Raw genomic sequence first — 13,963 nt, 5'->3', positions numbered from 1 at the left:
GAAATCAACTTACAGGCTTTTTCAACCGTAGCGTCCCGGTTCAGGAATACGGGCGCAGCCTGCACGGCGGCGATTTTAAAAGCGATGTTGGGAATTGGCATCAACGTCTCCTTTCAAATCTTTTTTCCCTCTTTAACCTTCTGCAACATAGGTCTGCTGCAGCACATTCTCACATAGCAGTCCCACGTCCAATAGGCCAAGCTGATCCCAGGATTAAGAAAACCCCAAAGAAATCCCGTGAGCGAAATTTTCCCATTTACAAAGGAAGGAACGTCCACTAAAATAAATAGTAGTAACATAATATCGTCTTTGAGGTGTGGTGTCAAAAAATGAAAGTAATTAAGGAAATTATCTGTTCCAAATGTCGAAAAAAACAGGTAAACGATTTGGAAGACCTTTTGCGCAGTGACCTCTTCTGGCGAGTCTGTGAGTTCTGCAACCAATACGGATTAAAGATCGCTATCCGGCATAAACTCACCATGAAAGAATGGATGGAAGCTTTTTACAATACCATGGGTTTTAGAGTTGTACAGGTTGAAGCCTTATTAAAAGATCTTTTAAAGGACCGTTCTCACCTTTAAAGTAAATTTTTCTGCCAATCGGGGGAAGGATGGAAAGTACCTATATCATTTTTCAGGTGCAGTTAGGATGGATGGGCTTGGTCGGAAACAAAAATGGCCTACGGCGCATTTTCCTTCCTGGATTAAAAAAACAAGAGCTAAAGGAACGCATTACCTCAGAGTTTCCGGAAAGCAAGGAAAGTCCAGGTCCATGGGAACGGAGCAAAAAACAATTCAGCGAGTACTTTTCCGGGAAAAGGACCCAGTTTGACCTTCCCTTGGACTTGTCTGAGGCGACCCCTTTCCAAAAAAAAGTGTACGCGGTATTATCCCGAGTCCCTTTTGGAGAGGTACGCACCTATCGCTGGCTGGCTCAAAAGATAGGAAACCCGAAAGCGCTGCGGGCTGTGGGACTGGCGAATGCCAAGAATCGCTGGCCATTGGTGATTCCATGCCACCGAGTAGTAGGGAGCGATGGTTTTTTGACCGGATTTTCCGCTCCGGGTGGATTAGAGTTAAAGGCCTGTCTTTTAAATCTCGAAGGCATACCGGTTGTGAACAAAAAGGTATTAGGCGAATTAAAAGTTTTTTAACTTTGATGGCTTCGTAGAAAGTCCATCTGCGGCGTTGCGCTGCTTCCTTCGTCGTTGCGGCGTACCTGTAAGTACACCTCACTCCTCAGGATTTGCGTGCCTTGCATCTGGAGCTTTTTACATTGCCATCCAAATTTTGACTTTTTACGAGTCCATCAACTTTGCAATTTTCATTTTGCATTTCTTATTTAGGTCCTTCCTTTTTCCCACGGTTGCCAGGTAAATAACCGTTTCTTCTACCCCATCTACCTCTATTAGGTTGTTAACCTCATCGTCGAAAAAAGCCGCGATGCCACAGCACCCCAGGCCCATGGCTGTAGCTGCCAGATATAGGTTTTGCCCGATATGCCCGCAATCCAAATAAATATAACGATAAGCCCGCTGCCGGTATTTTTGCCGGGAACGGTGGATTACCGCCACCCAGACAAAAACAACGGCGGCTTCCCGGGCCATGTCCTGGTCTAAGGCTGCCCGGGCGATCTGCCGGGAAAAATCTCCTTGGCTTTTTCTTTCCAGGGAGAAATCCCGGACATGCAGGAAATAAATTCCTGCCTCCAGTCCCTCAACCCGGTTGACAACCAGATAAGTATCAATGGGATGGAGAGCGCCGGCTGATGGGGCTGTCCGGTACCAAGAAGAAAAAGGTTGGTCGGTGATTCCCTGGGTTGCCCAGAGGAGGTTGGCAAGTTCTTCCAGGGGCAGAGGGACATGGCTGTAGTCACGGATCGATCGCCGTTTTAACAACACTTCCCATAAGTTTGGACCTACATCGATCCGGGGCTGAGGAAGGGAAATGATTGTGGCGGGAAGATCTTTGGGGCCTTTGTCCAGGCTTGGTTTATCCGAAGATATGGGCCCGTAAGCAGGACGGAAATATTTCGTTTTTTCCTGAAATATTTGGCCAATTTTTTGCTCTGATAATTCCATTTTCCCCCCTGACTGGTATTTTTATTTAGTCTAAAATTTCTAAATTGGGCTGTCAACCTCTTCCATAAAGGAATGGAAAAAAGATTGACCCGATGGATAGTTGGGGTATGATGAATGGGTTATGGGTCGGAGATCAGAAAAATTTGCCAGTGTTTTTATTTATTCCGATGAATTGGCCAATTACGAATATAGTTCAACGCATCCTTTTAAACCCATTCGGGCCAAGCTTACCCTTGACCTTTGCCGCCGTTATGATTTGATCGAAAGGCCCTGGATCCGCTTAATCAAGCCTCAACCTCTAAATTTTGAAGAACTGGCCGAATTCCACGATGAAACCTACCTAAAAACTCTCCAGGCGATTGATTCTTCAGCCACGGCCAAGGAACTTTGGCCGGATGTGCCCTCGAGCCGGAAAGAGGACTCTTTAACTCTCGATCCCCAAATACTTCAGTATGAGTTGGGCACGGATGACAACCCGATTTTCTCCGGCGTCTATGATTTTTCTGCTTTAACTGCTGGGGCTACCGATTTAGGCGCAAAAATGGTGGCATCAGGCGAGGTTCAGGTTGCTTTCAACCCGGTGGGTGGTTTTCATCACGCGGCCAGAAACCATGCGGAGGGATTTTGTTATGTAAATGATGTGGCGGTGACCATTACCCACCTTCTAAAAGAAGGGTTGAGGGTAGCGTTCGTGGATATCGACGCCCACCATGGCAACGGAGTCCAGGATGCCTTTTACCGGGACAATAGAGTGCTGGTGATTTCTTTTCACGAAACCGGGCGAGGAATCTATCCCGGGTCCGGTTTTGAAAACGAGATCGGCGAAGGGAAAGGAAGAGGGTTTAATGTGAATGTTCCTTTGCCCGAAAAAACGGATGATGAAGCCTTTGTTCGGGCCTTTGAAGAAATTGTTCCTCCCCTCCTCGACGCCTATGCCCCCGACATGGTCATTGCCGAATTGGGCGCGGACACCCATATTGCCGACCCTCTAACCCACTTAAGCATGACCAATAACGGATATTGCCAGGCGGTAAAAACATTAGCGCAATGTGCCCCCAGAATCTTGGCTCTGGGCGGGGGAGGGTATGATTTATACAAAACAGCCCGGAGTTGGACTCTGGCCTGGGCGATTTTAAATGACCTGGAACCCCGCGATGAATACGTTGGCATTATTGGCGGGATGATGTTCGGCCCTGAAATTGAAGTAGGGGACCTTTATGACAAAACTGTGTATACTACGGGTATCATTAAGGAACGGATCAACAAGGAAATTGACCGAATCCTGGATTTCATCAAACAGAATGTGTTTCCGATTCATAAAATCCATTAAAAAGGGTGCCGGGGGTAGGGAGTAGGGTGTAAATGGAAAAGATTGAAAAAATAGCCAATTTCCCACACCCTACACGCTACACCCAACCCCATGGCTAATAGGTCGCAAATTTTAATTCCTACTCTTCTTTTCCCCGGTGGCTAACCCCATCCAGAGGAGGAAGGCCGACAACAAAGCGAGGGTGGCTCCGAAGCTGAAAGCCACTTGCGGGCTGAACTTTTCCCAGAGAAATCCCATTAAAACGCTTGCCGGAAGCGTGCTAATACCCACCGCAAAGTTATAGAGTCCGTAAGCCGTTCCCCGCAGACGAGAGGGAACTAAGTCGGCCACCAAGGCGCGTTCTCCTCCCTCAGTGAGTCCATAGAAAAGGCCATAAACGGCGAAAAGAATCCAGATGGCTCCTGACGTTTTCGCCCAGGCGAAAGCCCAATATATCCCGCTATAAAGGAACCAACCGGAGATGATTACTCCTTTTCTTCCCAGACGGTCGGAAAGAATTCCCCCCGGAGTTGCCGAAAGGGACTTGGTCAGGTGCAAGACCATCCAAAGAATGGGGAGAAGGGTGATGGGTATGCCCGCATCTTTGGCTTTGAGAATTAAAAAGGCGTCGCTGGAATTCCCCAGACTGAAGAGGACAATCACCAGAAGGAAAAACTTAAATCGTTGATCAAAGGGGCGAAGGGAAAACTGAATTTTCGAGGAAGCGGGTGTAGATGGCTTCGATTTTTTTTCGCTCACCCCGCGAATAAGGATGAAAAGGGCTAAAATACCCGGGATGAAAGCCAGCCAGAAGACCGTGCGGTATTCTTGGGTGATGAAGGTAAGGAGGAGGAAAGCAATTAGAGGCCCGATAACCGCTCCGGCGTGGTCCATAGCCCGCTGAAACCCAAAAGCTTTCCCATGTTCTCGATCAAGGGTGAAATCTGCAATCAAGGCATCCCGGGGGGAAGTACGGATTCCTTTTCCTACCCGGTCCAAAAAACGGATGAATAAAACGTGCCATCCCGCCGTGGCCGCAGCCACCAAGGGGCGTACGAAAGAAGAAAGGGTATAACCGAAGAGGATCAGTAATTTTCTTTTTCCCAAACGGTCAGAAAGCCAGCCGGAAAAAAGCTTGAGTAAAGAGGCCGTAGCTTCGGCGGCCCCTTCTACCAACCCGACAAAAGTAGTTCCCACCCCCAGAACCGCAGTTAAAAAAACCGGCAGAAGGGGATAGATCATTTCACTGCTTACGTCGGTAAAAAAACTGACCCAGCCCAAGGAAAAAATGTTGCGATCTAAACCAAAAAATTTTTTCCCCGTTTTTACCGCATTCATAACCACCAACTCTTTCCCTGTTAGGAAAGAAAAAATATCAAATTCGGGGGAAAAAAACAAGTTGAGAAATAGCATTCGGCAGAGGGAAAAGTTAGGTGAGCAGGGCAGGCCCAATAGCCGAGTTTCATCTTTGCTTATAAGGCAAGTTAAGATATAATGTTTCTTAGGTTGGCTCAATCGCGCTTCTCGGAAAAAGAGATGGAAGATATAAACCACCGCATTATTTCTTACCTGATCGAAAAGGGATTCCTTAAAAAGGCAGATTACGAAAAGCTTTTCCCTCTGGGACATCCTCCGCCGGACTTTTCTGTAGAAGAACATATTATCAAACCAGGCCTCATCACGGTCGAAGGGTTCCAGGCAGCGATGGAGGGATTTTTTGGGGTTCCGTTTGCTTCTGCGGAGGATTATCCCAAAGAACCCGTACTTTTTGACCAGTTCTCCGTTCAATTCATGAAAGAATCCAAGTTTCTACCCGCCAAAATGAAAGATAATATTCTGACGGTCATCATGCGTAATCCTTTCGATTTTTACACTCTCGATGCCATCCGCCTGGCCACAAAATATGTAATTCATGTTTTAGCGGGCCAAGAGTATGAAATCTTAAAAGCGATTGAACGGACCTACGGATCGGAGGCGACCTCGATGGAAAAAATAATCGAGGATATCGACCGCATTCCCGAGTATCAAGCCGAAGATGAAGAAAACGTCGACCAGCTGCGGGATATGGCCTCGGAAGGGCCGGTGATTCGCCTGGTCAATCTGATTATCACCCACGCCATCGAAAGGAGGGCCAGCGATATCCATTTTGAACCTTACGAAGATCATTTCCGGGTCCGCTACCGCATTGATGGGGTTCTGCTTGATGTAGAAGCCCCTCCCAAGCGCCTTCAGGCGGCTATCATTTCCCGGATCAAAATCATGGCCAAATTGAATATCGCGGAAAGGCGCCTTCCCCAGGACGGCCGGATCATGCTGCGGGTAAAAGGCAAAGAGATAGATTTCCGGGTTTCTTCCGTCCCCACGATCCATGGGGAATCCATGGTTCTGAGAATTTTAGACAAAGGCAGTATCGTGTTGGATGTTGAGCAGCTGGGTTTCCAGGAGGATACCTTAAAGGGGTTTCAAGAAATAATCCAGAATCCTCACGGGATCATTCTGGTCACCGGCCCTACGGGGAGCGGAAAAACCACCACCCTCTATTGTGCCTTACAAAAGATCAACTCCCCCACGAAAAAGATTATTACCGTTGAGGATCCGGTAGAATATCAATTGCGGGGGGTGAATCAGATTCAGGTTAAACCGTCGATTGGACTTACTTTTGCCAATGCCCTTCGTTCCATCGTGCGCCAAGACCCGGATGTGATCCTCATCGGCGAAATTCGTGATGCCGAAACCGCGGAAATTGCCATCCATTCGGCCCTAACAGGGCATTTAGTCCTGAGCACTCTGCATACCAACGACGCCGCCAGCGCCATTACCCGCCTTATCGACATGGGCATGGCAGATTATCTCCTTTCTTCAACCATCATTGGAATATTGGCGCAACGTTTAGTTCGCGCGGCTTGTCCTCATTGCCGGGAGCCCTATACTCCTGATGCAGCTATCCTGAAGGAAATGAAAATGAATGGCGAGCATCTGGAAGAATTGAAAGCTTATGAAGTCCGGGGATGTGAAAAATGTGGCTCTATGGGGTATTGGGGTCGCCTGGGAATATTTGAATTCCTTAAGGTGACTGAGGATATCCAAAGGTTCATCCTGGAGAAGAAAGATTCCAATATCATCAAAGAAGCGGCCCGGAAGAACGGGATGAGAACTTTAAGGGAAGATGGTTGGCTGAAGGTCAGGCAGGGATTAACCACAGTTTCCGAAGTTTTGCGGGTGTCCCAGGAAGAAGAAATCATTTAAAAAAGGGGTCTGGGGCAAGGGTTCAAAGGTTCAAGGGGAAAAGCTGAAAGTTAAAAACAAAGATCTAAGAGCTAAAAGTTATGGCTGAATATGTTTACAAAGCCACCACCCTCAGCGGACAAACCGTGGAAGGTTCCATTGAAGGAAAGGATGAGAAAGCGGTCGTCCAGAGCCTGCACCAACTGGGCTATATCCCCGTTCGCATTGCCTCCAGAGAAGAACAAGCGGCCCCTCTGCGATTGTTTTCTTTTTTCCCCCAGCGCGTCGGGATGAAGAACTTGCTGACTTTTACCCAGGAACTCTCCACCCTGGTTTCGGCCGGCCTGCCCCTTGACCGGAGCCTGAAGATTCTGGGCGATTTGACCGAAAACGCCCGATTGAAAGGAGTGGTACAGGATATCCTGGGCCGCATTGAAGGAGGAAACTCTCTGGCCGAAGCGCTGGGGCATCACCCTCGGATTTTTTCCAAGCTTTACGTCAATATGGTAAAAGCCGGCGAATCAGGAGGCTTCTTAGAGGCCATCCTTTCCCGCCTGGTCAAATATCTTCAAAGCGCTAAAGAGATTCGGGACTACCTGATCTCGGTCATGATCTATCCTCTCATCCTGACTGCGGTCAGCGGCCTTTCCATCATCATCCTGGTCACCTTTGTTATCCCAAGATTTTCCACAATTTTTTCCGACATGGGGCAGGCCATTCCCCTGTCGACTCAGATCATGCTTTCGCTTTCCCTGGCCATCCGGGAATATTGGTGGGTGGGGGCAGGAATCCTGGCGCTCATCTATTTCGGCATGAAGGTTTACAAACAGGACGAAGAAAGAAAATTCCGCTGGGACCGTTCCAAGCTGAAGTGGGTTATCGTAGGCAACATCATCAAGAAGGTGGAAGTGGCCCGTTTCGCCAGAACTCTTGCAACCCTGCTGGTAAGCGGCGTTCCCGTCCTGTCGGCGCTCAATCTTGTCAAGGAGATCTCCGATAACCTGGCTGTTTCCAGAGCGATCGGCCATGTCCACGACCAGATCAGGGAAGGGAAGACAGTGGCCAGGACGCTGGAAGAGACGGGGGTTTTCCCCCCCCTGGCCGTGCACATGATCAGTGTGGGGGAGGAGACGGGGCGCATCGAAGAGATGCTGAACAAAGTAGCTGAGACCTACGAGGAGAATGTTCAGACTACGGTCAAACGGTTGGTCTCGCTCCTGGAACCCTTGCTCATCTTGGTCATGGGGGGAGTCGTGGGATTCATTGTTATCTCCATGCTCCTGGCGATCTTTAGCATCAACGAAATTCCTTTTTAATTATTAAAAAAAACCCAAAGGGGGCAGTATGAAGGGAAGGAAAGGACGAAGACCACAAGGGTTTACTCTGATGGAATTATTAATTGTCATCATCATCCTTGGTTTGATGGCAGCCTTCGTGGCTCCTAAATTTTTTGGGAAAGTCAGCGAGGCCAAACAAAAGGCAGCCAAAACCCAGATTGAGCTCTTCGGAACCGCCTTTGATGTCCTCCGCCTGGACGTAGGAAGATACCCGACTACCGAGGAAGGTTTGAAGGCCCTCCGGGAAAAACCCTCGGGAATGGAAAATTGGAAAGGCCCCTACCTGCCCAAAGAAATTCCCAATGACCCCTGGAAAAGGCCTTATATATATAAGTCACCGGGGGAGCATGGGGATTACGATCTCATGGCTTATGGACTCGATGGCGCCCCAGGAGGGGAGGGGGAAAACGAAGATGTGGTCAGTTGGAAGGACATCGGCTCATGAAAAGTAGAGGTTTCACGCTGATCGAGATGGTGGTTGTCCTGGTCCTCATCAGCCTCTCTATTTCCCTGGTAGCCCCTTCTCTTTCCCGAATTGCCAAGACCGTTGAATTACGAGCGACCGTCAAGAAAATTTCTGCAATTTTGCGCTATTATCGGAGCGAAGCCGTACAAACAGGCCAAACCCAGCAAGTTCTCTTCAACCCGGATTTACGGGAAGTGCGGATCCAAGCGATCGATATAAATGGGCCAGAAGGCGAGAAAGAAAAACGGGAAGAGCTGGCACCGATAAAGAAATTTATCCTTCCTGAAGGGATCCAGATGAAAGAATTGAATATTCCAGCCTCTCAGCAATCTGCGGATTTTCCCACGATTGAATTTTACCCCAACGGAGGATCGAACGGCGGGTCCCTTCTGCTGGACCGCCAGGACCATAAAGGATATCGGATCAAAGTAAATTTCCTTACGGGAATGGTAGCGGTCGGGGGGGCCTAACGGATGCCAAGGATGAGTGATCGAGGTTTTACCCTGATTGAAGTCGTGGTGGCCTTGGCCATCTTGGGGGTGGGCTTGATCGTGATCATCGAGCTCTTTTCCGGAGGACTTCGTCTGGGAAGAACCTCGGGAGAATATACCCAGGCCATTGGTTATGCCCGCCTGAAAATGGAAGATCTCGCCTTGGCCCGCCAAGTGACCGAAGGAATAGAGGAAGGGGAGTTTGATAAAAATTTTCGCTGGCAGTTAGAAGTGAAAAAAGTAGACGTTCTTCCTTTAGAGGAAGCTGCAGATTTTAAACTTCCCATAGAGTTGTACCGCATTAAGATGAACGTATTTTGGAAGTCCGGATCCCAAGAAAGATCCGCAGTCATTGAATTGTTGAAGGTGATGAAATTACCCGATCATGAAGCCAAGATTTGAAGTTTCCTCCTGCGAAGCAAAAGCCTGGGGATTTACCCTGGTTGAGGTTATGATCACCTTGACGATCCTCGGATTTATCCTCTTGATGATTTTCGGCGTCTTCCGACTGGGTCTTTCTGCCTGGGAAAAAGGGGAAAACCTTAAAGAGGATTATCAGCAAGTACGTATCATTTCCCAGTTGATCTCCCGCCAGATCAAATCCATCGTTCCTTATAAAATCAAGACGCGCAAGGCGGAAGGCGATTATCTGGCTTTTGAAGGAAAGGCCCGCTCCGTTAAATTTGTATCCGCCCTGCCGCTCAAGTTCAGCCAACCTCAAGGGTTTGTTTATGCCATCTACGATTTCCAAAAAAATGGAAAAGAAAATGGAGCGCTGGTTCTTTATGAGCAAAGAGTTCTCAACCGAGATTTTATGAGTGAGAGCCCCAAGGAAGAATCAGGAGTTCCCTTGATTGAACACCTGGCGGAGGTGCGCTTCGAATATTATCGGGAGGAAGACCCGCAGAAAAACCAGGCGGCGGAATGGGTAGAGGAATGGAATGCCCAAGAAAAAAGGGAGCTACCCAGAGCCATACGGATAACCCTTGTTTCCAAGAAAGGTGAGAAAGCAGAGGAAGGGACTTCCTTTACCCTTTTGGCCTCCCTTCCCTCCCACCGCTACGAAGAAATGAGAACGGGTCCAATGCGAAGGATTATTCCGTCAAGGCCGGCGGGATAGAGGACGAAAAAATAAGAGATGGAGAGAGATCATAAATTGCGAATTGCGGAATGGGCATTGGGGGAAAAGAGGATTTTTCTACCGAATTTAAACGAAAAAGGCGTAGCCCTAATTATGGTTCTCTGGATTATTGCCATCCTTTCCGTAATCGCCTTTGAATTCAGTTATGCCATGCGGACCGAGGTCAAAATTGTTAAAAATTTTCAGGAAGAACTCCAACTCTATGCCCTGGCCGAGGGGGGAGTGGAACGGGCCATTGCCGAGTTGGTGTATAAACATGATCCCCGCGTGCAAAATAAAAGAAGAATCCTGAAGTCGAAAGACTTCCCACCTGAAAAAAAGGACTGGGTAACAGATGGCCGGGGCTATCCCTTGACCTTCGATCTGGGAGTCTGTGAAGTCCGGGTCAGGGGGGAAGCCGGCAAGATCAATATCAACCTGGTTTCCGGAATGTTGCTGCGCAAGATCATTACCAACTTGGGGGTAGAAGGGGAAGCCGGGGACATTGTGGTCGATTCCCTTTTGGATTGGCGGGACCCCGATGATTTATACCGCCTCAACGGAGCTGAAAACGACTATTATCAGTCCCTCCCAGAACCCTATGAATGCAAAAACGGCAACCTGGATTCCATAGAAGAACTTCTCCTCGTGCGGGGTGTGACCCCGGAATTGTTTTACGGGAAAAAAGGAACCTGGCCAGGGGAAGGAGGAAAAGAAAAAGGCAATCGGATCGGTTTGAAAGATATTTTTTCGATCTATGCTTTGGGTGAGCAAGTAGATATCAACAGTGCCACCCTCCCAGTGCTAAGATTTGCTTTGGGGATTCCCAGCGAGATTGCCCGGGGGATCATCCAGGCTCGTGAGGAAAAAGTTTTCGAGAATCAGCAGGATCTTCTCCAAAGGGTGCCTGAACTCGGGCCTTTCTTGGGAGAAATCGGCCGTTTCATTCTATTTCAAAGTACGAATCCTTTTTATACCATCGAGGCCCAGGCCCAAAGTAAAAATGGGAAATCGGTTCGAGGGTTAAAAGCAATCGTCAAGATTGACCCCCGAGAAAAAGAAGGGTATAAAATCATCCAATGGGTGGACGCATTCGTTTCCTGAAAAAAAACAGTATAAACAAAGAAAGAATTCCCGAAGGGTTCCGATGGCCATTTTTGACTCCAGTTTAGGGATCGAATTTAAAGGCAACCATCTTATCCTCACGCTCCTGCGGAAATCTTTCAGGAAGATCCGTTTGGTCGACTACCGGATCTATCCTATAGCGTCCGAGGGCCAGAAAGAATTACAACAGGCGCAATGGCTCAACCAGATCACTACTTTCATGGCCCAACAATCGATCGACAAAGAAAAGGTATCCATTGCGATCCCCCGCGAAAAAGTAATGGTCCGTTTTCTCCGCCTTCCTCCGGCCACCCAAGAAAATTTGCGCCAGGTCCTGGAATACGAAGCGCCTAAGTATATTCCCTTTGACCAAGAGGAAATTTGTTTCGATTATCAAATTCTCCGGCACGAGAAAGACTACTTGGATGTGATCGTGGTTTTCGCCAAAAAAGAAGAAATCAATTTTTATTTATCCCTGTTGAAAAAAATTGGTATTCAACCCTTATCTATACAAATTGCTTCCCAGGCTGCCCTTAATCTCTTCTTTTACAACCGAGGAGACAAAGAGAATGAATATTCTGTATTGCTTGACCTGAGTGAGCCTTTCTGCGAGATAAACCTCATTCACAGCGGGAAATGGCAAGAGAGTTTTTACTTGCCCCTGCCACCGGATAACCAAGGAGAAAAAATCCTAACCATTATCCGACAGGCGGGATGGAAAGGAGATTGGGTCTCCCAGTCAACTTTTTTTATCTATGGCATGGATGGGGGGGAAAAAGGGCTCTCCACCTGGGGAAAGGCGCTTCCAGGAGAAAGGGTCTCTTGCCCCCCCAGGGACCGCATCGAAGTCGAGGAAGGAGAATCCAAAATGGAATCTATCTACGCTTCCGTAGGCCTTCCTCTGAAGGGTTTAATACCCACCCGGATGGACCTGAACCTTCTACCGCTGGAGTTGAGAAAGAAAGTAAGGCAGATCGGGAAACCCATCTTCTTAATTTTTCTTGTCTTGGCCGTGATCTTGAGTTTTACCTGGGGATGGGGGGTCTACCGTCGCTACCAGAATGAATTAAATATTCTTCGGGCGGAAGTGAAAAAAAGAAAACCTGAAGTAGAGGCTATTGAAAATTTGCGCAAGCAAAGAGAAGAATTAGCCAAAGAACTATTGGAGATGGAAAAGATCAGAGCCGGTGAGGTCAGTAAAGTGGAAATATTAAAAGAATTGGCTCAGATCTTACCCTCTACGGTGTGGATATGGAATTTTAAGCTAACGGGAAAAGAAATTGAGATTAGTGGTTTTGCCGATTCAGCCTCGGATTTAATCCCCCTTCTCGACCGATCTCCTCTTTTTGAAAAAGTGGAATTTTTAGCGCCGGTAACCAAAGAAAGGGAAAGGAGAACGGACGGAGATAAAGAGAAAGAGCGGTTCAAAATTAAAATGCGATTAGAAGGACGGAGGGCGGGATCTTGAAAAAGTGGACCTTCGGAGGCAAGGGGAAAACCTCTCAAAAAAAATTGTTTTGGTTGTTCATAGGAGTAGCGGTGGCCATTTTGATTTACACTGTGGGTTTCGTTCCCCTTATAGAAGCCAAAAAGAAAGCCGATGAGGAGATCGCCCTGAAACGAAGGATCCTTGGGCAATATGCCGGGATTCTTCAGAACCGCAAGGCAGCAGAGGAGGGCCTGGAAAAGGCCCGGAAACAGGCCGAAGAAATTCAAAAGCGACTCCTGCCGGGGGAGACCCCCCAGTTGGGGGCAGCCAATTTGCAAGATGTTGTGAAACGACTTGCGGAAAAGAACTTTCTTAGCCTGCGCAGCTTCCGAATCCTTGAACCAAAGGAAATAGGCGTATACCGTAAAATATCTCTGCAAATTGACTTCAACCCTATAAACAGCATGATGAACTTGAGCCAATTCATTTATGACCTGGAACATCAGGAAAAAGAGTTCATGATCTCAGAAATGGACATTTTGGTCTTCAACCCGAGAATGCCGAATACCGTTCAGGGAAACCTGGGGATTGCGGGATTGATGAAAGGAAACAAGATCAAAGAAAAAGGAAAGGAAAAATAGGGGAGAATCATGACCTCAAGGTACGGTATCGTTAATATTTTGCTTTTTTTCATCATCTTCCTCCTTATTTTCAAAAATGATGAGGTATGGACTCTACCCCAGCTGGAATATAAAAAAGAGGCGGGAAAGAAAGCAGCGGCCCCAACGGAACCTCTCCCTGCTTTGGCGGTTACCCAGGGGTCATCTCTTCGCGAGTCCTTGGTGGTGATTGCGGAGAAAAATATTTTTCACCCCGACCGCAAGGAATTTTCTCTCCTGACCGGGGAACCAGCCAAACCGGCGACCCGACCGCCCATTCAACTATATGGAGTGATGATCACCAACGATGTCCAAAGTGCCTCTATCGCCAATCCAACCAAGCCACTCCCCAAGGGAGAAAGGGAAATCAAAACTATCAAAATCGGCGACCGGGTCGGAGATTATCAGTTGACCCGAATATTGTCGGACCGGGTAATTCTGGAAGCTCCTGGAGATACCTATGAAGTCTTACTTTACGATCCAAAATCGCCCAAAAAAAGAGCCGAGGTGAAGCCCCCATCCAGACCGGCCGGAATAATGAGCCCTCTTCCCGTTCCAACGCCAGCACCTCTACCAACACCTTCAGCGGTTGCGCCGCGGCGTATTCCTATCCCTAGTTTACCAAGACCCATGGAGCCCTCTGCAGAACCGAAGGTGGAAGCAACGACGCCCGGGCCGGTGAGCCCGACACCGATCCCCGATCCGAGCATCTTACGGGGAAGAAGATCCATAAGGCCCGGCCT

General features: G+C 48.2%; 15 protein-coding genes. 13 read left to right on the top strand and 2 right to left on the bottom strand.

Annotated elements, in window-relative coordinates; genetic code table 11:
* Positions 1-329: 329 nt before the first annotated feature.
* Both Q7V48_10355 and Q7V48_10350 read left to right on the top strand, forming a co-directional pair.
* Positions 330-581 carry a hypothetical protein gene (locus tag Q7V48_10355; protein MDO9211131.1) on the top strand — a complete coding sequence of 84 codons (252 nt, stop codon included), beginning with the start codon at positions 330-332 and terminating at the stop codon, positions 579-581.
* Positions 582-610: 29 nt separating this feature from the next.
* Positions 611-1,153: a methylated-DNA--[protein]-cysteine S-methyltransferase gene (locus Q7V48_10350; GenBank protein MDO9211130.1), complete on the top strand. Its 543-nt coding sequence runs from the start codon at positions 611-613 to the stop codon at positions 1,151-1,153.
* 144 nt (positions 1,154-1,297) lie between these two features.
* On the opposite strand, the gene Q7V48_10345 is transcribed toward Q7V48_10350, so the two are convergent.
* Positions 1,298-2,080, bottom strand: a complete 783-nt coding sequence (locus tag Q7V48_10345; GenBank protein ID MDO9211129.1) for a SagB/ThcOx family dehydrogenase — start codon at positions 2,078-2,080, stop codon at positions 1,298-1,300.
* 121 nt (positions 2,081-2,201) lie between these two features.
* Here Q7V48_10345 and Q7V48_10340 point away from each other — a divergent pair, with 121 nt between their 5' ends.
* Positions 2,202-3,410, top strand: coding sequence for an acetoin utilization protein AcuC (locus Q7V48_10340; protein ID MDO9211128.1), 1,209 nt, complete (start codon positions 2,202-2,204; stop codon positions 3,408-3,410).
* A 111-nt stretch (positions 3,411-3,521) separates the two neighbouring features.
* Here Q7V48_10340 and Q7V48_10335 read toward each other — a convergent pair whose 3' ends face one another.
* Positions 3,522-4,727: an MFS transporter gene (locus Q7V48_10335; protein MDO9211127.1), complete on the bottom strand. Its 1,206-nt coding sequence runs from the start codon at positions 4,725-4,727 to the stop codon at positions 3,522-3,524.
* 198 nt (positions 4,728-4,925) lie between these two features.
* Between Q7V48_10335 and gspE the strand changes: the two genes are divergently transcribed.
* The 10 genes from gspE to Q7V48_10285 all read left to right on the top strand — a co-directional run.
* On the top strand, positions 4,926-6,635 hold the full coding sequence (gene gspE, locus Q7V48_10330; GenBank protein MDO9211126.1) for a type II secretion system ATPase GspE: 1,710 nt from the start codon (positions 4,926-4,928) through the stop codon (positions 6,633-6,635).
* A gap of 80 nt (positions 6,636-6,715) precedes the next feature.
* On the top strand, positions 6,716-7,930 hold the full coding sequence (locus Q7V48_10325) for a type II secretion system F family protein (protein MDO9211125.1): 1,215 nt from the start codon (positions 6,716-6,718) through the stop codon (positions 7,928-7,930).
* Between the two features lie 28 nt (positions 7,931-7,958).
* Positions 7,959-8,396 carry a type II secretion system major pseudopilin GspG gene (gene gspG / locus Q7V48_10320; GenBank protein MDO9211124.1) on the top strand — a complete coding sequence of 146 codons (438 nt, stop codon included), beginning with the start codon at positions 7,959-7,961 and terminating at the stop codon, positions 8,394-8,396.
* Positions 8,393-8,887, top strand: a complete 495-nt coding sequence (locus Q7V48_10315; GenBank protein MDO9211123.1) for a GspH/FimT family pseudopilin — start codon at positions 8,393-8,395, stop codon at positions 8,885-8,887. Before gspG ends, Q7V48_10315 begins: the two co-directional genes overlap by 4 nt.
* 3 nt (positions 8,888-8,890) lie before the next feature.
* A complete protein-coding gene (locus Q7V48_10310; protein ID MDO9211122.1) occupies positions 8,891-9,310 on the top strand; it encodes a type II secretion system protein in 420 nt (139 codons plus the stop codon).
* Positions 9,294-10,028, top strand: a complete 735-nt coding sequence (locus tag Q7V48_10305; GenBank protein ID MDO9211121.1) for a type II secretion system protein GspJ — start codon at positions 9,294-9,296, stop codon at positions 10,026-10,028. Before Q7V48_10310 ends, Q7V48_10305 begins: the two co-directional genes overlap by 17 nt.
* A 114-nt stretch (positions 10,029-10,142) precedes the next feature.
* On the top strand, positions 10,143-11,132 hold the full coding sequence (locus Q7V48_10300; GenBank protein ID MDO9211120.1) for a type II secretion system protein GspK: 990 nt from the start codon (positions 10,143-10,145) through the stop codon (positions 11,130-11,132).
* 43 nt (positions 11,133-11,175) lie between these two features.
* Positions 11,176-12,600, top strand: coding sequence for a pilus assembly protein PilM (pilM, locus tag Q7V48_10295; protein ID MDO9211119.1), 1,425 nt, complete (start codon positions 11,176-11,178; stop codon positions 12,598-12,600).
* A complete protein-coding gene (gene gspM / locus Q7V48_10290) occupies positions 12,597-13,202 on the top strand; it encodes a type II secretion system protein GspM (GenBank protein ID MDO9211118.1) in 606 nt (201 codons plus the stop codon). Before pilM ends, gspM begins: the two co-directional genes overlap by 4 nt.
* 9 nt (positions 13,203-13,211) lie before the next feature.
* The coding region (locus Q7V48_10285) for a hypothetical protein (protein ID MDO9211117.1) at positions 13,212-13,963 on the top strand (752 nt) is incomplete at its 3' end.

The sequence above is a fragment of the Deltaproteobacteria bacterium genome, from assembly GCA_030654105.1.
GTDB lineage: Bacteria > Desulfobacterota > SM23-61 > SM23-61 > SM23-61 > JAHJQK01.
The sequence above is the reverse complement of the archived record's forward strand: the minus strand, read 5'-3'. Positions and strand labels throughout refer to the sequence as shown.